18 protein-coding genes and 2 riboswitches are annotated in these 20,555 nt (G+C 63.9%); of the genes, 8 read left to right on the top strand and 10 right to left on the bottom strand.

Features of this window, described 5'->3' with window-relative positions; all coding sequences use genetic code 11:
• Window positions 1-202 precede the first annotated feature (202 nt).
• From PPGU16_RS17900 to PPGU16_RS17880, 5 genes are all read right to left on the bottom strand, one after another.
• Window positions 203-853 carry a vWA domain-containing protein gene (locus PPGU16_RS17900; RefSeq protein WP_180725124.1) on the bottom strand — a complete coding sequence of 217 codons (651 nt, stop codon included), beginning with the start codon at window positions 851-853 and terminating at the stop codon, window positions 203-205.
• 29 nt (window positions 854-882) lie between these two features.
• A complete protein-coding gene (locus PPGU16_RS17895; protein WP_180723969.1) occupies window positions 883-1,917 on the bottom strand; it encodes a magnesium chelatase ATPase subunit I in 1,035 nt (344 codons plus the stop codon).
• Window positions 1,914-5,729 (bottom strand): cobaltochelatase subunit CobN, encoded by a 3,816-nt coding sequence (gene cobN, locus PPGU16_RS17890; RefSeq protein ID WP_180723967.1) that lies wholly within the window; start codon window positions 5,727-5,729, stop codon window positions 1,914-1,916. The genes PPGU16_RS17895 and cobN overlap by 4 nt, the downstream gene beginning before the upstream one ends.
• Before the next feature lie 9 nt (window positions 5,730-5,738).
• The gene (gene cobW, locus PPGU16_RS17885; protein WP_180723965.1) at window positions 5,739-6,836 is read right to left on the bottom strand and encodes a cobalamin biosynthesis protein CobW; all 1,098 of its coding nucleotides are present in this window, start codon (window positions 6,834-6,836) and stop codon (window positions 5,739-5,741) included.
• 189 nt (window positions 6,837-7,025) lie between these two features.
• A riboswitch (cobalamin riboswitch) is annotated at window positions 7,026-7,294 on the bottom strand.
• A 133-nt stretch (window positions 7,295-7,427) separates the two neighbouring features.
• Window positions 7,428-8,009 (bottom strand): hypothetical protein, encoded by a 582-nt coding sequence (locus tag PPGU16_RS17880; RefSeq protein WP_180723963.1) that lies wholly within the window; start codon window positions 8,007-8,009, stop codon window positions 7,428-7,430.
• 287 nt (window positions 8,010-8,296) lie between these two features.
• Window positions 8,297-8,560, top strand: a riboswitch (cobalamin riboswitch).
• A 153-nt stretch (window positions 8,561-8,713) separates the two neighbouring features.
• Between PPGU16_RS17880 and cobA the strand changes: the two genes are divergently transcribed.
• Genes cobA through bluB form a run of 5 tightly spaced genes read left to right on the top strand, consistent with a single transcriptional unit; the run spans window position 8,714 to window position 12,453 of the window.
• Window positions 8,714-9,451 carry a uroporphyrinogen-III C-methyltransferase gene (cobA, locus tag PPGU16_RS17875; RefSeq protein WP_180723961.1) on the top strand — a complete coding sequence of 246 codons (738 nt, stop codon included), beginning with the start codon at window positions 8,714-8,716 and terminating at the stop codon, window positions 9,449-9,451.
• Entirely contained in the window at window positions 9,448-9,867 is a 420-nt protein-coding gene (locus tag PPGU16_RS17870) for a cobalamin biosynthesis protein (protein ID WP_180723960.1), read from the top strand. Before cobA ends, PPGU16_RS17870 begins: the two co-directional genes overlap by 4 nt.
• Window positions 9,864-10,466, top strand: coding sequence for a cob(I)yrinic acid a,c-diamide adenosyltransferase (gene cobO, locus PPGU16_RS17865; RefSeq protein ID WP_180723958.1), 603 nt, complete (start codon window positions 9,864-9,866; stop codon window positions 10,464-10,466). The genes PPGU16_RS17870 and cobO overlap by 4 nt, the downstream gene beginning before the upstream one ends.
• A gap of 3 nt (window positions 10,467-10,469) precedes the next feature.
• Complete coding sequence (locus PPGU16_RS17860; protein WP_180723956.1) at window positions 10,470-11,774, top strand: cobyrinic acid a,c-diamide synthase CobB; 1,305 nt, start codon at window positions 10,470-10,472, stop codon at window positions 11,772-11,774.
• Window positions 11,758-12,453: a 5,6-dimethylbenzimidazole synthase gene (gene bluB / locus PPGU16_RS17855; protein ID WP_180723954.1), complete on the top strand. Its 696-nt coding sequence runs from the start codon at window positions 11,758-11,760 to the stop codon at window positions 12,451-12,453. Before PPGU16_RS17860 ends, bluB begins: the two co-directional genes overlap by 17 nt.
• 42 nt (window positions 12,454-12,495) lie before the next feature.
• Here bluB and PPGU16_RS17850 read toward each other — a convergent pair whose 3' ends face one another.
• From PPGU16_RS17850 to PPGU16_RS17840, 3 genes are all read right to left on the bottom strand, one after another.
• The gene (locus tag PPGU16_RS17850; RefSeq protein ID WP_180723953.1) at window positions 12,496-13,182 is read right to left on the bottom strand and encodes a response regulator transcription factor; all 687 of its coding nucleotides are present in this window, start codon (window positions 13,180-13,182) and stop codon (window positions 12,496-12,498) included.
• Window positions 13,183-13,296: 114 nt separating this feature from the next.
• Window positions 13,297-13,518, bottom strand: a complete 222-nt coding sequence (locus tag PPGU16_RS17845; protein WP_180723951.1) for a hypothetical protein — start codon at window positions 13,516-13,518, stop codon at window positions 13,297-13,299.
• Between the two features lie 496 nt (window positions 13,519-14,014).
• Window positions 14,015-14,809: a DeoR/GlpR family DNA-binding transcription regulator gene (locus PPGU16_RS17840; protein WP_180723950.1), complete on the bottom strand. Its 795-nt coding sequence runs from the start codon at window positions 14,807-14,809 to the stop codon at window positions 14,015-14,017.
• A 211-nt stretch (window positions 14,810-15,020) separates the two neighbouring features.
• On the opposite strand from PPGU16_RS17840, the gene PPGU16_RS17835 reads away from it, so the two are divergent.
• Window positions 15,021-17,504 carry a GcvT family protein gene (locus tag PPGU16_RS17835; RefSeq protein ID WP_180723948.1) on the top strand — a complete coding sequence of 828 codons (2,484 nt, stop codon included), beginning with the start codon at window positions 15,021-15,023 and terminating at the stop codon, window positions 17,502-17,504.
• Between the two features lie 17 nt (window positions 17,505-17,521).
• Here the strand turns inward: PPGU16_RS17835 and PPGU16_RS17830 are convergent, their stop codons facing one another.
• The gene (locus PPGU16_RS17830) at window positions 17,522-18,409 is read right to left on the bottom strand and encodes a helix-turn-helix domain-containing protein (protein ID WP_180723947.1); all 888 of its coding nucleotides are present in this window, start codon (window positions 18,407-18,409) and stop codon (window positions 17,522-17,524) included.
• A gap of 194 nt (window positions 18,410-18,603) precedes the next feature.
• Between PPGU16_RS17830 and PPGU16_RS17825 the strand changes: the two genes are divergently transcribed.
• On the top strand, window positions 18,604-19,485 hold the full coding sequence (locus PPGU16_RS17825; RefSeq protein ID WP_180723946.1) for an NmrA family NAD(P)-binding protein: 882 nt from the start codon (window positions 18,604-18,606) through the stop codon (window positions 19,483-19,485).
• A gap of 27 nt (window positions 19,486-19,512) precedes the next feature.
• Window positions 19,513-19,674, top strand: a complete 162-nt coding sequence (locus PPGU16_RS17820) for a hypothetical protein (RefSeq protein WP_180723944.1) — start codon at window positions 19,513-19,515, stop codon at window positions 19,672-19,674.
• 72 nt (window positions 19,675-19,746) lie between these two features.
• Here PPGU16_RS17820 and ribA read toward each other — a convergent pair whose 3' ends face one another.
• Window positions 19,747-20,394: a GTP cyclohydrolase II gene (gene ribA, locus PPGU16_RS17815; protein ID WP_405032817.1), complete on the bottom strand. Its 648-nt coding sequence runs from the start codon at window positions 20,392-20,394 to the stop codon at window positions 19,747-19,749.
• Window positions 20,395-20,555: the final 161 nt, after the last annotated feature.

The raw sequence follows: 20,555 nt of genomic DNA, 5'->3' as shown, positions 1-20,555 counted from the left end.
GTGCAGGTTAAAAATGCGCAGTCGAGCCAGGTCGATTGCTCGAGCCCATCAGATGCGACTCACGAGCGAAGAACGATATGGGTTCGCGAGAAATCGAAGTAATCCTGCGGATGCCGGATTGTTCTGGCGAGAAGAGGACGACGCCGTAACCGGTTTTCTCTGGATACGGGCGCATCCAGATTGACGCGTCCTGCTCAGCCGCTCAGGCGTGGCTGCCGGAAAGCAAGGCGTCAACCGGCACGCACTCGCCGTTCCATGCCCGCGCAAGATGCGAGCAACGCCCAAGCCTCACGCGCTCGCGTTCGAAGTCGACGACCACGACATGATCCGCGCCAACAGGACGAGACGGTAAATGGCTGCTGCGTCCGTCCGTCAACACCCAGAGCCAACGCTGTTGCGTACGCTTTTTGCGCGCGGCGCGTTCGAGAAGTTCACCGGCCTTGTCGATGCCAGGAAGAAAGGGGGTGCCACCGCCGCCACCGATGGATGCGATCCACCGCTCATTCCACCAGCGCGGCACCGCCGGACCGAAACGCACTTCTGCTCCCGTCCCGCCGAAACACACCAGCGCCACTTCCGAGCGTGTCACGCGCGCCTGATCGAATAGCGCGACGAGCAACCCTTTGGCGAGCGCCAGGCGTTGACCGGATAGCATCGAATGAGAGCAATCGAGCACGAAGCAATGCAACATGCCGCCGCGCGCTTCTTCATGCACGAAACGCAGATGTTCGGCACGCAAGGCTTCGTCGCGCTTTGCCGCGAGCGTGCGCGGCCACGCGATGCGTCGCGCGCCGGCCGAACCGCCTCTCGCCACATGGCCCGCGTCATCCTGCCATCGAAAACCGCTGCGCATCATGCGCGCGGCCGCGCCCTTTCGATGGCTCAGCGTTTTTTTGCGTTGAGGGGAATGACGTCCTTGACGCCGGCAACACGCACGATGCCGGTCGGTTCGGGAGACAGATAACCGTAGTCGCTTTCCGCTGACGCGCTCGCGTTATCTGTTGAAGAAGGGTGTTGAGAGGGAGAAGGCGCGTTCGTCTGCGTCGCGTCATCCTGCACGCCACGCCGATGCAACAGCACCGATTCAGCCACGCGATCGACATGGACAACCGTCACCGCATCGGCCTGTTCCAACGCGGCCAGCGCACGCGCCGCGCGCAGCATCACGAGATCGGCACGCATCCCGTCCACGCTGGCCGCAATGCAAAGCGCGCTGACATGCGCGTGCACTTCATCGTCGAACGAAAGGCGCGCCAACGCTGCACGCGCATCGCGAAGCCTCACGACGTGCGCATCCTGCTGTGCCTCGTATCCCGCGCAAAAGCCAGCAGGATCGAGATCGAACGCCAGCCGCGCCTTGACGATCGCCTGACGTATCTGCGGTTCGTAGCAGTTCTGCAGTTCGACCATCAAGCCGAAGCGGTCCGTCAGTTGCGGACGCAGTTCGCCCTCTTCCGGATTCATCGTGCCGATCAGCACGAAGCTCGCATCGTGCGTATGCGACACGCCATCGCGCTCGACCGTATTCACGCCGCTCGCTGCTGCATCGAGCAGCGCATCGACGAGCCCGTCCGGCAACAGGTTCACTTCATCGACGTACAACACGCCGCGATGCGCCTTCGCCAGCAGCCCCGGAGAAAAGCGCACCGACGCATCGCGCAACGCCGATTCGATATCGAGCGTGCCGATCAGCCGGTCTTCGCTCGCGCCGAGCGGCAGCGTGACGAACTGTCCTTCGGGCAGCAGTTCGGCGAGCGCACGCGCCGCCGTCGATTTCGCCGTGCCGCGCGGCCCGCTGACCAGCACGCCACCGATGCCCGGATCGACGGCCGCCAGCAACAGCGCCTGTTGCAGCGGCGCCTGGCCGATCAACGCAGAAAACGGAAACGCCGCGCGCCGCGCGCTGGCTTCGCTCATGATCGTGATCCTTCTATGTGCTGTTCGCTATCCAGCAGATGCTGTTCGACCTGCTCGCGATAGTCGCCCGGTTGTTGCCATAGCCCGCGCTGCATCGCCTCGAGCAGCCGCTCGCAGACGCCGTGTAGCGCATGCGGATTGTGCTTGCGCATGAACGCACGCGTATCGGCGTCGTTCAGATATGCATCGGCGACGAGCGCGTATTGATGATCGGCGACCACGCGCGCCGTCGCGTCATAGCCGTACAGATAGTCGACCGTCGCCGCAATTTCCGCCGCGCCTTTGTATCCGTGACGCTTCACGCCATCCAGCCACTTCGGATTTACTACGCGCGAACGGATCACGCGCGCGATCTCTTCATGCAGCGTGCGAACGCGCGGTGTGTCCGGGTTGCTGTGATCGGCGTGATATACATGAGGCTGATTGCCCGCGAGATGCCGCACGGCCGCCGTCATGCCGCCTTGAAACTGGTAGTAATCGTTCGAATCGAGCACGTCGTGCTCGCGGTTGTCCTGGTTCTGCAACACCACGTCCATCGCGGCGAGCCGCGTGCCGAATGCGTCCCGCGCCTCTTCACCAGCGCTTTTCTGCGTGTACGCATAGCCGCCCCACGACAGATACGCGTCCGCGAGATCGGCGTCCGTCTGCCATTGCTGCGTGTCGATCATCTGCTGCAAACCTGCGCCATAGGCGCCCGGACGCGCGCTGAACACGCGAAAGCCTGCACGTCTGCGCGCTTCGTCCGGCGCGACGCCGCGCGCGACCCACGCATCGCGCTCCCGCAGCACGCGCGCACGGATGGGATTGACGTCCTCGGGCTCGTCGAGTTCGGCGACGGCCTGCACGGCCGCATCGAACAGATGCATCACGTTCGCAAACGCATCGCGGAAGAATCCGGACACACGCAACGTGACATCGATACGGGGACGATCGAACGCTGCAATCGGCATGATCTCGAAGTCCGTCACGCGATGACTGCCCGGCGCCCACTTCGGCCGCACGCCGAGCAGCGCGAGCGCCTGCGCGATATCGTCGCCACCCGTGCGCATCGTCGCCGTGCCCCACACGGAGAGACCAATTGCACGCGGATAGTCGCCGTGCTCCTGCAAGTGACGCTCGATCAGCGTCTGCGCAGATTTAAGTCCCAGCGACCACGCGGCTTGTGTCGGGATGGCGCGGGTATCGACGGAATAGAAGTTGCGGCCCGTAGGCAGCACGTCGGGACGTCCGCGTGACGGCGAACCGCTCGGGCCGGGTGGCACGAAGCGTCCTTCGAGTCCGCGCTTCAGGTGCATCAGTTCGTGCGGTCCGCATGCGTCGAGGCGCGGCAGAATATCGTCGCGCAAGCGTTCCAGCACGCGCGCGGCTTGTGGCAGTTCATCTGCGGTTGCGGTTGCGATTGCGGCAGGCGTGACGTCCGGCGACATGCCGCACATCTCGTCGAGCAAGGAAGCCGCGAGCAGTTCGAGCCGTTCGCGCGTATCGCCGTTATGACGCCATGGTGCATCGCTGACCTGTTGTAACAACGCAGGGCGCGGACCCTTCCACTCAGCCGACCAGTCCGCCGACAACGGATCGAACATACGATCGACGTCGAGATCGCGCGCCAGCGCATCGATAACGCCAGCCTTCGCGCCCTTTCCGTCGCCTACTGGAAAGCGCCCGAGCGCGAGCAACGTGTCGCGCCGCTGCGTGCCTTCCGGCGACTGTCCGAACGTGTGCAAACCGTCACGGATCTGGGCTTCCTTCAACTCGCACAGCCATGCGTCGACGCGCGTCAGCAACGAGTCCTCCGCATCGGTATCAACGGGCGCTCCGAGACTCAACTCTTCATGAAGCCGATGCCGGACGATCGTATCGAGAATGGTCCGGCGCAGCAGCTTCGCCCGGCGCTGATCGACCATCAATGCATCGTAGTATTCGTCGACCTGACGTTCGAGGTCCTGCAAAGGTCCATAGTTTTCCGCGCGCGTGAGCGGCGGCATCAGATGATCGACGATCACAGCCTGCGTGCGCCGCTTCGCCTGGCTGCCCTCGCCCGGATCGTTGACGATGAACGGATACAGATGCGGCAGCGGCCCGAGTATCGCGTCGGGCCAGCATGCATCGCTCAGCGCGACGCTCTTGCCCGGCAGCCATTCGAGATTGCCGTGCTTGCCGACATGTACGACGGCATCGATATTGAACTGATGACGCAGCCAGAAATAGAACGCGAGATACGCATGCGGCGGCACGAGTTCGGCGTCGTGATAGCTCGCGTAGTCGTTCTGTTCGCGCGAACGCGGCGGCTGAATGCCGATGAACACATGCCCGCACCGCCAGCCCGCGATCATGAAACGACCGCGCCGCAAAGTCGGATCTTGCTCCGGCGCGCCCCACTTCGCATTCAAGGCGTCGCGCAGCGATTGCGGCAGATGCGCGAAATGCGTCATGTAGTCACTCAACGCAAGGCTTTGCAACGCAGGGCGCAAATCTCGGACGACGGGATCGTTGGTCACGCCTTGGGTGAGCGCGTCCATCAATGCATCGCCGTTCGAGGGCACGTCGTCGACGCGATAGCCCTCGTCGCGCAGCATCGTCAGGATGTTCACCACGGACGCAGGCGTATCGAGGCCCACGCCATTGCCGATGCGCCCTTCGCTCATCGGATAGTTCGCGAGTATCAGCGCGAGTTTCTTGTCCGCACTCGCCTTGATGCGCAATCTGCACCAGCGCTCGCTCAACTCCGCGACAAACGCAACGCGCTCGTGATCCGGCTGATAGCGGACCACGTCCACTTCCGTATGGGGGCAGCGATACGCGAGGCCCTTGAAACTGATCGCGCGCGTGATGATGCGGCCATCCACTTCGGGCAGCGCGACGTGCATCGCGATGTCGCGCGAATTGAGGCCGTGATTGTCGTTCACCCAGTCTTCGCGATTGCCGCCGCTCAGGATGACCTGCATCACGGGCGCGTCGCCCGCCAGCGCGAGCGGTTCCGGATCGTCGATCGCGGAAGCCGCGAATGCCGTCGTGTTTAGCACGAGCGCGATGCGATGCTGCGCGGCGAGTTGCTGCACGACATCGCGGCTGATCGCATCTTTCAACGATGTGATCGCGACGGGCAACGGATTCATGCCACGGGCTTCGAGCGCATCGATCAGCGCGTCGAATACGGCCGTGTTGGCCGCCTGCAGATGCGCCTTATAGAACAGGATCGCGACGACAGGCGCATCGGGCTTCCAGCGCGCCTGCCAGTCTTCAATCGTGGCAATGTCGCGCGCGGGGTGATACAGCGCAGCAGCCGGCAACGGAGTCGGCGGTGCAGGCTCCTTGCCCCAGCCGAACCCGCGCCACGCAATGCAGCGCATGAACGATTCCGCGTTTTGCGCGCCGCCCTCGCGCAGATAACGCCACAACTGATGACACAGGTCCGCGTCGGCCGTGCTGCGTGCGAGCAGATTGGGGTCTTCCTGCAAGTCGCCGGAAAACATCGCGAGCGTCTGCTGCTTGCGCTGCGCGAGCGCGACGACCTGTTCGATCCCATACGGCCAGTACGCTTCGCCGCCCAGATGATCGACGACGACGACGCGCGCATGCTGCAACACATCGTCGAGATAGAAGTCCACCGACGCCGGCTGCCGCAGATACGTGACATTCGCGAGCCGCACGCTCGGAAAGCCATCGCCCAGACGCGGCACGACGCTCGCGAGCAGCGACAGCGTCGTGTCGGCGGAACTGAGGATCACGATGTCGGCGGGCTTCTGGTCGATACGGATCACGCCCTTCGTATCGTCGACGAAACCGCCTGGGACGGTGCGCAGCAGATGCATCGCGGCGCCCTATGCCTGTTGCGCCTGAGCGCTCAAGGCTTCGTCGAGCGCGCGTTGCAGCACGGGCTGATCGAGGTCTGCGCCGATCAGCACGAAGCGGCTCAGTGGCGACGCATCGAGTTCGCCCGCCTGCCAGCGACGGTCGAAATAGCTGTCGAAGCGCCCGCCCACGCCCTGAATCACGAGACGCATCGGCGCGCCCTGTAGCGCGGCAAAGCCTTTCACGCGATAGATCGTGTGGCCTTCGACCACCCGCTGCAACGCCGCGATCATCGCCTCACGCGATGGAGCGCGCGCCGACACGACGACCGAGTCGAATTCATCGTGATGATGGTCGGCGTGGTCGGGGTCGTCAGCGGAGCCGTGATGATCGTGACGCAGATGGATCGTTTCTTCCGATGCGGATTCGAGCCCGAGCAGCGCATGCAGATCGAGCTGGCCCATGTGCGCGCGCACCACCTTGACCTGCGGCGGAATCTCTTCGCGAATCACGGCCTCGACGCTCGACTGTTGTGCTTCGTCGAGCAGATCGGTTTTGTTGAGGATCACGAGATCGGCGGCCGACAGCTGGTCTTCGAAAAGCTCATGCAGCGGCGATTCGTGATCGAGATTCGGATCGGCCTTGCGCAACTGGTCGACGGCGACGGGGTCTTCGGCGAATTGCCCGCTCGCAACGGCCGGACCGTCGACCACCGTCACGACGGCATCGACGGTGAAGCTGTTCTTGATGGACGGCCAGTTGAACGCCTGCACGAGCGGCTTCGGCAGCGCGAGGCCCGACGTTTCGATCAGCACGTGATCGATCTGCGCGCGCCGCTCCACCAGTTGCTCCATCACGGGGAAGAACTCTTCCTGCACGGTGCAGCACAGGCAACCGTTGGCAAGCTCGTACAGCTGGCCTTCCGTCTCGTTGCCGTCTTCGTCGCAACCGATGCCGCAGCCCTTGAGGATCTCGCCGTCGATGCCGAGTTCGCCGAACTCGTTGACGATCACCGCGATGCGCAAACCGCCCGCGTGCTGAAGAATGTGACGCATCAACGTCGTTTTGCCGCTGCCGAGAAAGCCCGTGACGATCGTCACCGGAATCTTGCGCATCTGTGTCTGCATGGTGGCTCCGTAGCGCGAAATGCGTTCGAGTGACCTCGAAGTCGCGCGCCATCCGGCAAGCGATACGAGGTCAAAATGATGCACGGGGACGAAAACAGCGCCGCATGAGCTTCGCGGCCCGACGAAACGGGCGCGAAACCGCATTGCAACGCATGAGGAATCGTGAACGCAGTGCCGCATCCCCGCAGCATGGCGTCGTTTTCTCGGGCCGGTATCCGGGCTGATGAAAGCGCCGCCTCTCCTTCCCGCGCGAGCGTTTTCGCGCAGTGGATTGTTTGCATGGGCCGCTATTGGACGCACATGCAGCGAGGCCGGCTCTGCATCGTCTTCGCGATGCCTTCACCTACCGTTGCGGGGAGCAGCATAGTTTGACCGGCGCCTGTGCGCACAGCCTGCTATTTCCCGTTTAACTGCGCGCGCAGAGAGCGCGCGCGAGCACCAGAGTGCGTGCGAGTTTAGGCCCCGCGGCAGGTAGCGTCAAGGAGAGACGACGGCACACGGCGCGCCGTATGCCGTCGTTCGATTGCGTGGGGTTCGCTAAGGGGGACGTCCGCCCGCTGCCGCCCTGCGACAGCCGCGGAAATGCGCAACTCAGTGCACAGCGCCTTGCGGCGTGACGTCGATAGCGGTTGCCGATACGAAAACCGCGTGGATCGTGTCGCCGACGTGCAGGTTCTTCAGGTCGAAATCCGGCGTGACTCTGATGACCTGCGTCTCGTAGACGCCGCGCAATGTGAGCAGGCGTTTGGCCGGGTCGATCTTCTGTACAGTGGACAGCGTTTCGACCTGATGCACCGCATCCCGGCCGTCCGGACCTTTCAGGGTCACCTGAGCATCGACGCGCTCACGGATGCCCTTGCCGGCGGGGTCCACCTTCTCGGCCTGGACGAGCAGCGCGTTCTTGTACAGCACATCGACCTTGTCGCCCACGCGAAGCTTGTCGAACCCAGCCATTTTTCCATCCACCTGCATCGTGACCTCGATGCCGTCTTCGCCCTTCAGGGTGACCGTGCGAGCACCTGCGTCGATCGCGATGATGCGCGCCTTCAGGTGTACGGGCGGCGCAGCTTCCACGAGCGCATCCGCGGCCTTGGCGAGCGAGTCCGCAGCCTGCGCCGAAGTCGCCGTCAGCGCGGCTGCCAGCATGAGCGACGCGATCGTTGCTAATTTCATTTTGATGTTCTCCCTAGGGTTAATCTGCCTGTTAGCCGGCAGATGCAGTCAAAATCGGCGACCAAGACTTGTCGATACCGATTGGGGTGAAATTTCATTAGTTATCCGATGTTTCAAACCGGAAAAACCTGACATTTCGCCTCCGGCCACTATAAAGGACCACCCTTGGGCTTTGCCACCAATACGGTTTGAAAATACTTTTCGAACTTCTCGAAACATGGCGAGGACCGCCATCGGGCAAGGGCGTTGAAAAACCCCGCGCCGCCCGCCTGCAGGAGCCGGTGTGCTATCGTATTGGCGCATCTGGTGCCCCGCAGGCTCGACGGCTGGCGGGGTTAAACGGGAAACAGGGAAGCGCCTCTCCATCGCAGCCGCAACGCGCGCGAAACGCGAAGGCGCCAAGCCTGTGCTGTCCCCGCAACGGTCACACGGTGAGCGGAACGAAGCATGTTCCGCGCAGTGCGTTCAAGGCCACTGCCTGTCATCCGCAGGTGGGAAGGCGAACGCGATGAGCCGTCAGCCCGGATACCGGCCAGACGCAAGGGGGCGACAACATGATCGCCATTCGCTGGAACCGCGGGAAACGGATACCAGCGCCCACGCGAGACGCAAGCCCAAGCAACGGCAGCCGTCGCGCGTCACACGCAACATCGCATGACCAGTCACAATCACGCGCCCGCCCGTGCAGCGGCGCTCTCCCCGTCATGAGCCGCGCCTGGCTGATCGGCGCCGGCCCCGGCGACGTCGAACTGCTGACGCTCAAAGCCGCGCGCACGCTCGCGCTGGCCGACGTCGTGCTGGTCGACGATCTCGTCAATCCCGAGGTCCTGCAGTTCGCGCGCGCAGACGCGCAGGTCGTCCATGTCGGCAAGCGCGGCGGCCAGCAATCCACACCCCAACCCGAAATCGTCGCGATGATGCTCGATCATCTGCGCGCGGGCCGCAGCGTCGCGCGGCTCAAAGGCGGCGACCCGTTCGTGTTTGGCCGCGGCGGCGAAGAGCAACAGGCACTGCAGGCCGCGGGCATCCACGTCGAAATCATCAGCGGAATCACGGCGGGCATCGCCGCGCCCGCTGCGATCGGCATTCCCGTCACGCATCGCGATCACGCGCAGGGTGTGATCTTCGTCACCGGCCACGGCGCGGGCGAACACGAAGCGGACTGGCGCGCGCTCGTCGCCACGCACATGACGCTCGTCATCTACATGGGCATGCGGCGGCTCAACGAAATCGTCGACGCGCTGCTGCACGCCGGCATGCCGCCCGACACGCCTTGCGCCGCGATCGAATCGGCGACGCGCCCCGAGCAGCGCCATGTCCGCGCGACGCTCAGCGAATTCGTGCAACGCGTCGCGGACGCGCAGCTCGGGTCGCCGTCGATCGTCGTGATCGGCGGCGTCGCGTCGCTGGCTGCACCCGTCGATGCGATGCTCGCGCCATGACGGCGCTGATTGCAGGCATCGGTTGCCGGCGCGGCGCATCGGCCGAACAGATCGAAGCGGCCGTGCGTGGAGCACTTGGCAGCGCGCTGCCGTTTTCTGCGCTGATCGCGATTGCCTCGGTCGATACGAAAGCCGACGAGCGGGGACTCGTCGCATTCTGCGCGCGGCACGCGCTGCCGTTACGAACCTTCACGCGCGAAGCGATCGCCGCGCTCGACACACCGATCGACGCATCGCGGCACGTGCGCGCGCATCTCGGCATCGACGGCGTCTGCGAACCGTGCGCGCTGCTCGCCGCGCAAGGCGGCGAACTGCTCGTGCGCAAACAGGCGCAAGACGGCGTGACTGTCGCCATCGCGTGCGCTGCCGCACACCCTCATTCCAACGACACAACCAGAATCAAGGAACATCGATGAAGACCGATCCCGAATCGCATGCACGCATGACGCAGCGCCGCCGCGAAGGCCACGAGAAGAAGCAGGCGCAGGCCAACGTCGAGAAGGGGCTGCTGATCGTCAATACCGGCACGGGCAAGGGCAAGTCGACGGCGGCGTTCGGCATGGCCGTGCGCGTGCTCGGCCACGGCATGAAGCTCGGCGTCGTGCAGTTCATCAAGGGCGCGCTGCATACGTCCGAGCGCGACTTCCTCGGCGCGCAGGCGAATTGCGATTTCGTCACGATGGGCGACGGCTACACCTGGAACACGCAGGACCGCGAGGCCGACATGGCGACGGCGCGCAAGGGCTGGAACGAGGCACGCCGCATGATCGAAAGCGGCGAATACCAGATGGTGATTCTCGACGAGTTGAATACCGTGCTGAAGTACGAATACCTTCCGCTCGAAGAAGTCCTCGCTGTCGTGAACGCGCGGCCGGAGATGCTGCACGTCGTCATCACGGGGCGCCATGCGCCCGACGCGTTGATCGACGCCGCCGATCTCGTCACCGAGATGCGCATCGTCAAGCATCCGTACCGCGAGCAGCATGTGAAAGCGCAACGCGGCGTGGAGTTCTGAGCGATGCCCGCGTGCCCCGCTCTCTTCATCAGCGCGCCGGCGTCGGGTCAGGGCAAGACCACCGTCACGGCGGCGCTCGCGCGGCATCATCGGCGGATGGGGCGTGAGGTTCGCGTGTTCAAGACGGGCCCGGATTTTCTGGACCCGATGATTCTCGCGCGCGCGAGCGGCGCGCCTGTTTTGTCGCTCGACCTGTGGATGGTCGGCGAACGCGCGTGCCGCGCATTGCTCGCGCAAGCCGCGCGCGAAGCGGATCTGATTCTGATCGAAGGCGTGATGGGCCTGTTCGACGGCACGCCGAGCAGCGCCGACCTCGCCGCGAAGTTCAAGGTGCCCGTCGCCGCCGTGATTTCGGCAAAGGCAATGGCGCAGACGTTCGGAGCCATTGCATTCGGCCTCGCGCGCTTTCGCGGCGACGTGCCGTTTCACGGCGTGTTCGCGAATCGCGTCGGTTCGGCACGGCACGCACAGATGCTCGAAGAAGCGTTGCCGCACGATCTGCCCATGCTCGGCCATCTGTCGAGCACCGATGCAATCGAATTGCCCGACCGTCATCTCGGCCTGTTGCAAGCTGCGGAGATCGACGACCTCGACGCGCGCCTCGATCGCGCGGCCGATGCGCTTGCGTCGACCGCGCTCGCGCAATTGCCGCCTGCCGTCACATTCGAAGACGACGCCGAGACGGCGCCCTTGCCGCGATTGCTAGACGGCATGCACATCGCGATTGCGCGCGACGCCGCGTTCTCGTTCATCTATCCGGCGAACGTGCAACTGCTCGAAGCGCTCGGCGCGCGGCTCACGTATTTCTCGCCGCTCGCAGACGAAGCCGTTCCCGACGATGCAAACGCGCTCTATCTGCCCGGCGGCTATCCCGAGTTGCACGCCAGCGCGCTTGCCACCAACGCACGCGCTGCGGCATCGATCCGTGCGCATGCGGCAGATGGCAAAACCATCGTCGCGGAATGCGGCGGCATGCTTTACCTGCTCGACAGCGTCACCGACACGCAAGGCGCCACCACGCCGATGCTCGGCCTGCTGCCAGGCAGCGCGGCCATGCAGACGCGCTTCACGGCGCTCGGCATGCAGCAGCTGGACGACGGCGTGCACGACATCCTGACGGGCCACACGTTCCACTATTCGCGCGTGAGCACGCCGCTCGCCCCTGTCGGCCATGCGACGCGCGCCCAGTCCGACGCACCCGGCGAAGCGGTCTATCGCCGGGGTTCGATCGTCGCCACTTACATGCACGGCTACTGGCCGTCCAATCCAGCCTTCGCGGCTGCCCTCTTCCATGGCCGAGCCTTTTGACGACGTCGAGCGCGCCGCCGTCTACCGCGCGATCTACGAGCGGCGCGACATGCGCCACTTCGTGCCCGCACCCGTCGATCCCGCCGTGCTCGCGCGTCTCATCGACGCCGCGCATCACGCGCCGAGCGTCGGCTATATGCAGCCGTGGCGGATCGGACGCATCACCGATCCCGCGCTGCGCGCGCAACTGCATGCCGCCGTCGACCGCGAAAGGCTGTTGACGGCGGACGCGCTCGGCAAGCGCCGCGACGAGTTCATGAAGCTCAAGGTGGAAGGCATGCTCGAGTGCGGCGAGCTGCTGGTCATGGCGCTGATGGACGGCCGCGAGAAATACGTCTTCGGACGGCGCACGCTGCCGGAGATGGACCTCGCGTCGGTGGCGTGCGCGATCCAGAACATGTGGCTCGCCGCGCGCGCGGAAGGTCTCGGCATGGGCTGGGTGTCGCTGTTCGATGCCGACGAGGTGCGGGCAATGCTCGGCATGCCGCCAGGCGCGCGGCCCGTCGCGCTGCTATGCCTCGGTCATGTGGAGCGCTTCTATCCCGAGCCGATGCTCGAGTCAGAAGGTTGGGCGACGCGCAAACCGCTCAGCGCATGCGTGTTCGAAAACACGTGGCCCGATGTGACGCCCGACTGCAAGGAAGCGCAACCGGAAGGCGGCGCAAGTCAGACGGTCTAGCGCGATAGCAAAGCCGTTTTAAACGGCAGTTTCGAGGCCCTTTCAGGCCTCGCCCTTCTCGATCCGTTCCAGCCGGTAGCCATAGCCGTAAATCGGCATCAGACGATAACCGTTTTCCGGCCGCAGACCGAGCTTCGAGCGCAGCATCGATACGTGCGTGTCCATCGTGCGCGACGGAATCGCGGCAGCCTGCTTCCAGATCGCATCGAGGATATGCGAGCGCGACAGCGGCCGGCTCAGATGCTTGAACAGCAGCAGCGCGAGTTCGAACTCCTTGTGCGTCAGCGTGACGGCATTGCCGCGCACATGCACGCGCTTCGCGCCCGGCTCGAACTCGTATTCGCCGAACACTTCCTTCTGGGCCATGGGCTCGCGATGAAACGCGCCGCGCAACAGCACGCCGACCCGCGCCAGCAGCGCCGCTGCGCTTATCGGCTTGACGAGATGATCATCCGCGTCGATGTCGCGATGCACGGCGTCGCTTGCGCGGGTCATGAACAGCACGGGCAACCGCTCCGTGAGATTCTGCCGGATCCAGTGCAGCACCTCGTCACCCGACAATCCCGGCGTATGGCGATCCAGCACGAGCAGATCGAATGGCTGGCTGCGCAACTGTCCGACGAGTGCCCGGCCGTCGTCGAACGCATGACATGTGTGTCCCGCCGCCGACAAGGTCCTGCACACAAAGTCGGCTTGCGCCTGCGTCTCCTCCAGAACTGCAATTCTCATAAAACCCCGCAACGCTAATTCGTTGTTTCCGTCCCGACCGGGTAATCGTCGATGTAGGGATGACGACTCGCGAATATGAAATTTCAAATCCACATACGCTTTGTTCTTCAAGCCCTACACCGAATACCGGCAAATTGCTTCAGATTGCCAGACAACGCCTCGATAGCCCGATATTGCTTTAATGCCTGCACGCCTCATTGCGACATTGGAACAACCACAATTAAACAGGCGCACAATCCACTTCTTTTGACCGCGCAGTACAAGCGGAATTTTTTCTTGCGTTTTGCTGCCCGCATCGCGCGCCGGGCGGTCTGACGCGCCATGCTGCAAGAGCATGACGCTACGCGCCTGCGGGACGTGCGTGGCACTTCGTTTCGCGGCTGGGAATGACTGGCGCACGATTGAAAGCTGATCGACAGATCATGCTGCCGATACACGCTTGCGGTACATCACAAACCCGTGATTTGTGTGTCCTATTCCACACATTGGAATAAAAGTTCGTGCCAGTATTCTTGTGATTTAACAATTCGAGCGTCGCCGCTAACGCATTCGATTTAAATCGGGGTGAAGATTATTAGAACGAATTGAATCAGTCAATTAATCTTGCCATTTTTATGTGGCAAGGCAGTCATTTCGTTAAATCGGACCGACGATACCGATAACGGACTTATCGGTGCCATATGCGCAATACGCCGTCAAAGGCACTGCACTCAATTCGGTTAGCGGCTTTTGCCGCACTGCACTTTAGGGCTCGGCGCACACTTGTGAGGTCGGCAGGCGCCGCGTCGCCGCGTGCCATCGACAGCATGTAACACAAATCCCGAACACGCGATTAGACGACTTCCTCATTTGTATCGTCCACAGCGGGCGACACGCAGATCACGTCGACGCCGGCGCCCGCCAGCACTTTGGATAGTCCCGTTGCCGGCGCGGCATCCGTGACCAGGGTGTCGAGGCCATCGGCGCCGAACACGTGTACGAGCGCGCTATGGCCGAACTTCGTGTGATCGGCGGCGACGATGCGGCGCTCGGCTTGGGAGAACGCCGCGCGCGCGAGCGCGGCGTCGGCGGGCTGGGCGTCCATGAAGCGCCCTTTCGCGTCGATGGCCGTCACGGACACGATCGCGTGACGCACGTGAAATTGCCGGAAGAATGCGAGCGCGCTTTCGCCCACGGCGGACGCATCGTCCGCGCGCAACTCGCCACCCGCCATCAGCACCCGGTTCTCGTTGCGCGGCGCGAGCAGGCGCGCGACCTCCGCGGAATTGGTCACAACCGTGAGACGCGCGTGCGATTCCAGCGCCTGCGCGATGTGCACGCAGGTCGTGCCGCCGTCGAGCATCAGCGAATCCCCATCGCGGATCAGTTGCGCGACACGCGCCGCAATTGCGCGCTTGGCGTCGCGCTGTTCCACCATACGGCGCCGGAACGGCGGTTCGTCCAGTTGCGCAGGCAGCATGATGCCGCCGTGCACCTTGACGAGCAGCCCCTCGGCCACGAGCGGCTTGAGATCGCGGCGGATCGTTTCGTCGGATACCGCAAAGGTGTTGGCCAGATCCGTGATCGTGCAGGTCTGTTGCGCGCGGACGAGCCGCAGGATCTCGTTCTGTCGGTGAGTGGCGAACATCGTGAGCGGGGTCTGGAAATTGGCGCCAGTCTAGCAAACCTGTCCGCCCGGCTCCAATACGAAACCATGCAATTCCACATTCGTACTCGCCGCCGGCAATCGCATAGTTGTCGGGCAACGTTGCATTTCGAGGATTTTTGCGGCAAAGTACGCAGCAGCGAATTCCCACAGATTTCCACTCATTTCCACACTCTTCCGCGAGCGCTTCCTCATGTCAATCCCTCTTCCGACGCAGGCGCGCGTCGTCATCATCGGCGGCGGCATCATCGGATGCTCGGTCGCGTATCACCTCACGAAGCTCGGCTGGACAGATGTGGTGCTGCTCGAACAGGGCCAGTTGTCGTGCGGCACGACATGGCACGCGGCCGGCCTCGTGGGCCAGTTGCGCGCGCAGGAGAGCATGACGAAGCTGATCCGCTACTCGACCGCCCTGTACGCCGAACTCGAAGCCGACACGGGTCTGGCGACGGGCTGGAAGCAATGCGGCTCGCTATCGGTTGCGCGCACGGCTGAACGCATGACGCAGCTCAAACGCACGGCCGCCGTCGCGCGCGCCTACGGCGTGACGTGCGACGTGATCGGCCCGAAGGAAGCCGGCGAACTGTGGCCGCCGATGCGCACCGACGACCTGCATGGCGCAGTCTGGCTGCCCGGCGACGGCAAGGCGAATCCAACCGATCTGACGCAGGCGCTCGCGCGCGGCGCGCGTCAGCGCGGCGCGCGCATCGTCGAGAACACGCGCGTCACTGCGATTCACACGCGGCCTGCGTCGAAGGGGCGCGAAGCTAGCGGTGTCGCATGGCGCGACAAGGAAGGCAACGAAGGGACGATCGCCGCGCAGGTCGTCGTCAATTGCGCAGGGCAATGGGCGAAAAGCGTTGGCCGTCTGTGCGGCGTGACGGTGCCGCTGCATTCGGCCGAGCACTACTACATCGTCACGGAGCGCATTGCAGGCGTGCATCCCGACCTGCCCGTGATGCGCGACCCGGACGGCTACATCTATTTCAAGGAAGAAGTGGGTGGGCTCGTGATGGGCGGCTTCGAACCGGACGCGAAACCGTGGGGCATGAACGGCATCCCCGACAACTTCGAGTTCCAGCTGCTGCCCGACGACTGGGATCAATTCCAGATCCTGATGGAGAACGCGCTGCAACGCGTGCCCGCGCTCGAAACGGCGCAGGTGCGCCAGTTCTACAACGGCCCCGAGTCGTTCACGCCCGACAACAACTTCATGCTGGGCGAAGCGCCCGAGCTGCGCAACTTCTATGTCGGCGCGGGCTTCAACTCGATGGGCATTGCGTCGGCGGGTGGCGCGGGCATGGCGCTCGCCGAGTGGATCGCCGCCGGCGAGCCGACGATGGACCTGTGGCCTGTGGACATTCGCCGCTTCGCGCGCTTCAACGGCAACGACACCTGGCTGCACGACCGCGTGAAGGAAACGCTCGGCCTGCACTACGCGATGCCCTGGCCGAACCGCGAACTCGATAGTGCGCGGCCCTTCCGCCGCTCGCCCCTCTACGCGCTGCTACGCGACGAAGGCGCGTGCTTCGGCAGCAAGATGGGCTGGGAACGTCCGAATTTCTTCGCGCCGTCGCAGGAAGCGGCACGCATCGACTATGCGTTCGGCCAGCAGAAATGGCTGTCGTGGAGCGGCGCAGAACATCGCGCGTGCCGCGAAGGCGTCGCGCTGTTCGATATGACGTCGTTCTCCAAGTTTCTCGTCAAGGGACGCGACGCGGAAGCGGTGCTGCAGAGGATCGTCGCGAACGATGTAGCCGTGCCCGTCGGTACGACCGTCTATACGGGCATGCTCAACGAACGCGGCGGCTACGAGTCGGACTTCACGCTCACGCGCGTCGCCGACGATCAATACCTGCTCGTCACAGGCTCCGCGCAGACCACACGCGATTTCGACACCCTCGACAGGCGCATTCCACCCGATAGCCATTGCATGCTCGTCGACATGACGAGCCAGTATGCGGTGCTCGCCGTGATGGGGCCGCACGCTCGCGATCTGCTCGCGAGCGTGTCGAAGGCCGACTGGAGCAACGAGGGCTTTGCATTCGGACAGAGCCGTGAAGTGGATATCGGTTACGCCACCGTGCGCGCGACGCACCTCTCGTACGTCGGTGAACTGGGCTGGGAACTGTATGTGCCCGTCGAGTTCGCAGTCGGCGTCTACGAAACGTTGCAAGCGGCGGGGAAGCGTTTCGGCCTGAAAAACGCGGGGTATTACGCGCTCGAGTCGCTGCGGATCGAGAAAGGTTATCGCGCGTGGGGACGCGAACTGTCGCCGGATACCAATCCGTTCGAAGCGGGTCTCGCGTTCGCATGCAAGCTCGACAAGGACATGCCGTTCATCGGCCGCGATGCGCTCGTGAAGCTGCGCGACGAGCCGCTGCAACGACGCCTCGTCGTGTTCACCGCCGATGGCGCGAGCGATCGCATGCTATGGGGCGGCGAAGCAATTCTGCGCGATGGCCAGGCGGTCGGCTTCGTGAGCTCGGCGGCGTTCGGACATACGCTCGGCTGTCCCGTCGCGATGGGCTATGTGAAACGCGACGACGGCGCCCCGCTCGATCAAGCCTGGCTCACCAGCGGCCGCTATCAGATCGACGTCGCCGGCGATCTGCTGCCCGCGACGCTGCATCTGAAAGCGCCCTACGATCCCGCTTCCGCTCGCATCAAAAGCTGACGCACGCACCGCGCACGTTAGCGCGTCACGATCAGCCGCAGCGCATCGTTGCGCGCGATATCGCGCGGCGTCACGCCGAGCAGCCGCTTCATCCAGTGCGCCATGTGGCTCTGATGCGCGAAGCCGACGTCGAGCGCGACCTGGCTCGCGCTCAACCTGCCTTCCAGCAACAGCAACTTCGCGCGCTCGACTCGGCGCTGCACGACATGGCGATGGACGGGCACGCCCATCGTCTCGCGAAACAACACCTTGAAATGCGGCACGCTCAGTTCGACGAGCGCGGCCAGTTCGCTCAGCGTCAGGCGTTCGTCGAGATGCGCCTCGATATAGTCGATCACGCGCGCCGCCGCGCGCGGCGACAGCGTGCGTCGTTTGCCGTCGTATGAAACAGACGCGCCCGCAAGCCGTACGATCATCGCCGTGCACAGGCTCTCGGCGTAGAGCGGATCGGATGCTTCATCGGCTTCGAGTTCCGCGCGCATCGCCCACGCCAGATGCTGAAAACGCGCGTCGCGCATCTGGAACTGTGGGCGGATCTGCGCATCGGTGGCGCGCAGGCCGAGTTGATCGAAGGTATTGCGGGTGAAGTCTTCCGCGAACCAGATGCTCAGGATCGTGCAGTTGTCGTCGTCGGACCATTCGCCGTCGAGGCCCGCTGGAATCACGTCGGCATCGCCATGCGCCTGGATGCGCGCCGCGCGCTGGCCGTTGCATCGGCAGACCGCTCTCACGGGCGCGCCGACATGCACGCCGACGCGATGTTGCGCGATCGCCGGAATACGATGCGCGCCGGCCGCGATCCCGAACATTTCCGCGCCAAAGCCTGACCAGCCAAGCGACGCGCTCGACAGCAGGCTCTTACGCCCGCCCGAGTGCGGCACCAACGCAGGGTGGACTGCATTCATCGCTTGCACCTCGTTCCATCGTCCGATTGCCGCATTGTGCTGCGTTTTGCGCTTACGTGCTGGCCGTTTCTCCGGGGCACGGCTGCCACGCGCAGATCGTCATCCGGATCTGCTACCTGTCATCCTTCCATGCGCGTTTCCGGCCGCGCCGCCACGTACGCTTGACCCACACACAGAACCAGTGGAGATAGACGATGCATGTGATTTTTGGCGCAACGGGCAAGGTGGGACGTTCGACAGCGGCGGCGCTCAGACATGAAGGGCACGCCGTGCGGGCGGTCGTGCGAAGCCCGGCGCAACGCGAAATGCTGACGCGCATCGGTTGCGAAGTTGTGACCGGCGATCTCGGCGATGAAGCCTCGATTCACCGCGCACTCGACGGCGCACAGGCCGTGCAGATGCTGTGCCCGTTGCCGCATCGCGACCCCGATCCCGCAGACTCGATGCGTCGCATGATCGATACGGCCGCGCGGGCGCTGCGCGCGCATCCGCATCTACATGTCGTCGCGCTGTCCGACTATGGCGCCGAACTCGATGCAGACACAGGCATCACGATGCTGTTTCATCATCTCGAAGCGGCGTTCAGAGACGTTGCGCCGCGCCTCACGCTGCTGCGCTCAGCGGAACATATGCAGAACTGGGCGCGCGTGGTGCCTGTCGCACTCGCCACGGGCCGGCTGCCGAGTCTGCATCATCCTCTCGACAGGCCGTTTCCGACTGTATCCGCGCACGATGTCGGCATCGTTGCCGCGCGATTGCTGACGGACGGGTCGGATGAGGGGCAGGTTCGAATCGTGAGCGTGGAAGGTCCGCGCCGTTACGATGCCAACGATGTGGCCCGCGCGCTCGGCGATGCAAGTGGGCGCGATATCGTGGCGCTCGCGCTGCCGCGCGGCGAATGGACGGAAACAATGCTGCGCGCGGGACTCAACGCGAATCACGCGAAGCTCATCGTCGATCTGTACGACGCGCAGAACACAGGGCGAATCGATGTCGAAGCGGGCACCGAACGGCGTTTCGGCACGACTGGATTGCGCGACGTCGTTGCGGCGCTCGTGTCGACGATCAATGCGTGACGGGAGCGTCGCATGCAGTGCTGCCCTTTGACACGCACGACCCAGCATCGTCGTCACGCTCGCCCGCCAGACCCGACGAAGACGCTATACAGGCTCGTAACGACACTCGCTGCGCGGCTAGGCTGGTATCGACTGGAGCGACTGCTGAGCGCGATCCCCGACAGCAACGACGACTTCATGATCTTCTGACGTTGCAAAGCAAATGGCCTCGCGTTTTTGCGAGGCCATTGCACATGATTTATTGCGTCCGGGTGACAGGCGTCACTCGTTCTCGTCGAAGTAATGCCCGAACTTCACCTGCTTGGTGCGGATATAGCGCTCGTTCTCTTCGCGCATCGGAATGGCGAGTGCGACACGTTCGCAAACGGGAATGCCGTGCTTCGACAGCGAGTCGAACTTCTTCGGGTTGTTGCTCATCAGACGCACCGACGTCACCTTCAGCAGGCGCAGAATCGCGGCTGCCGAATCGTACTCGCGGGAATCGTCGGGCAGGCCGAGATCGAGATTCGCCTCGACGGTGTCGCGGCCCTGCTGCTGCAGCGCATACGCGCGAATCTTGTTCGACAGGCCGATGCCGCGGCCTTCGTGGCCACGCAGATACAGCAGCACGCCGCAGCCCTCCGCTGCGATATAGCGCAGCGCGAGATCCAGTTGCTCGCCGCAGTCGCAACGGTATGAACCGAGCACGTCGCCCGTCAGACACTCCGAATGCAGGCGCGTGAGCACCGACTGTTTGTTCTCGACATCGCCCATCACGAGCGCGAAATGCTCGGCGCCCGAGTCGTTCACGCGGAACACGTAGGATTCGAAGGTGCCGTAGCGGGTGGGAAGCGTGGCGCAGGCGTCGAGCGTGACGCATTCGCCGGTGATTGCGCCGTCAGCGAGCGACGGATCGTGAGACATGGGCATGGCGTTAGCGGAATTGCGGACATGAACCCGTGAACTACCGGGGATAAAGTACAGATGCGGAGTTTACCGCTAAACGCCGAATTGTACCTGGCAGCCGCTTCGCATTGGTGCGCGGGCGGCAATACGGTGCATCGCTGCGCCGATGCATGAAGGGAAACGCA

Source organism: Paraburkholderia largidicola (assembly GCF_013426895.1).
GTDB lineage: Bacteria > Pseudomonadota > Gammaproteobacteria > Burkholderiales > Burkholderiaceae > Paraburkholderia > Paraburkholderia largidicola.
The sequence above is the reverse complement of the archived record's forward strand: the minus strand, read 5'-3'. Positions and strand labels throughout refer to the sequence as shown.

Coding starts and splice junctions, on each gene's coding strand:
- PPGU16_RS17900 (WP_180725124.1), bottom strand. CDS start 853: ATGCGCAGCGGTTTTCGATGGCAGGATGACGCGGGCCATGTGGCGAGA.
- PPGU16_RS17895 (WP_180723969.1), bottom strand. CDS start 1,917: ATGAGCGAAGCCAGCGCGCGGCGCGCGGCGTTTCCGTTTTCTGCGTTG.
- cobN (WP_180723967.1), bottom strand. CDS start 5,729: ATGCATCTGCTGCGCACCGTCCCAGGCGGTTTCGTCGACGATACGAAG.
- cobW (WP_180723965.1), bottom strand. CDS start 6,836: ATGCAGACACAGATGCGCAAGATTCCGGTGACGATCGTCACGGGCTTT.
- PPGU16_RS17880 (WP_180723963.1), bottom strand. CDS start 8,009: ATGAAATTAGCAACGATCGCGTCGCTCATGCTGGCAGCCGCGCTGACG.
- cobA (WP_180723961.1), top strand. CDS start 8,714: ATGAGCCGCGCCTGGCTGATCGGCGCCGGCCCCGGCGACGTCGAACTG.
- PPGU16_RS17870 (WP_180723960.1), top strand. CDS start 9,448: ATGACGGCGCTGATTGCAGGCATCGGTTGCCGGCGCGGCGCATCGGCC.
- cobO (WP_180723958.1), top strand. CDS start 9,864: ATGAAGACCGATCCCGAATCGCATGCACGCATGACGCAGCGCCGCCGC.
- PPGU16_RS17860 (WP_180723956.1), top strand. CDS start 10,470: ATGCCCGCGTGCCCCGCTCTCTTCATCAGCGCGCCGGCGTCGGGTCAG.
- bluB (WP_180723954.1), top strand. CDS start 11,758: ATGGCCGAGCCTTTTGACGACGTCGAGCGCGCCGCCGTCTACCGCGCG.
- PPGU16_RS17850 (WP_180723953.1), bottom strand. CDS start 13,182: ATGAGAATTGCAGTTCTGGAGGAGACGCAGGCGCAAGCCGACTTTGTG.
- PPGU16_RS17845 (WP_180723951.1), bottom strand. CDS start 13,518: ATGCTCTTGCAGCATGGCGCGTCAGACCGCCCGGCGCGCGATGCGGGC.
- PPGU16_RS17840 (WP_180723950.1), bottom strand. CDS start 14,809: ATGTTCGCCACTCACCGACAGAACGAGATCCTGCGGCTCGTCCGCGCG.
- PPGU16_RS17835 (WP_180723948.1), top strand. CDS start 15,021: ATGTCAATCCCTCTTCCGACGCAGGCGCGCGTCGTCATCATCGGCGGC.
- PPGU16_RS17830 (WP_180723947.1), bottom strand. CDS start 18,409: ATGAATGCAGTCCACCCTGCGTTGGTGCCGCACTCGGGCGGGCGTAAG.
- PPGU16_RS17825 (WP_180723946.1), top strand. CDS start 18,604: ATGCATGTGATTTTTGGCGCAACGGGCAAGGTGGGACGTTCGACAGCG.
- ribA (WP_405032817.1), bottom strand. CDS start 20,394: ATGCCCATGTCTCACGATCCGTCGCTCGCTGACGGCGCAATCACCGGC.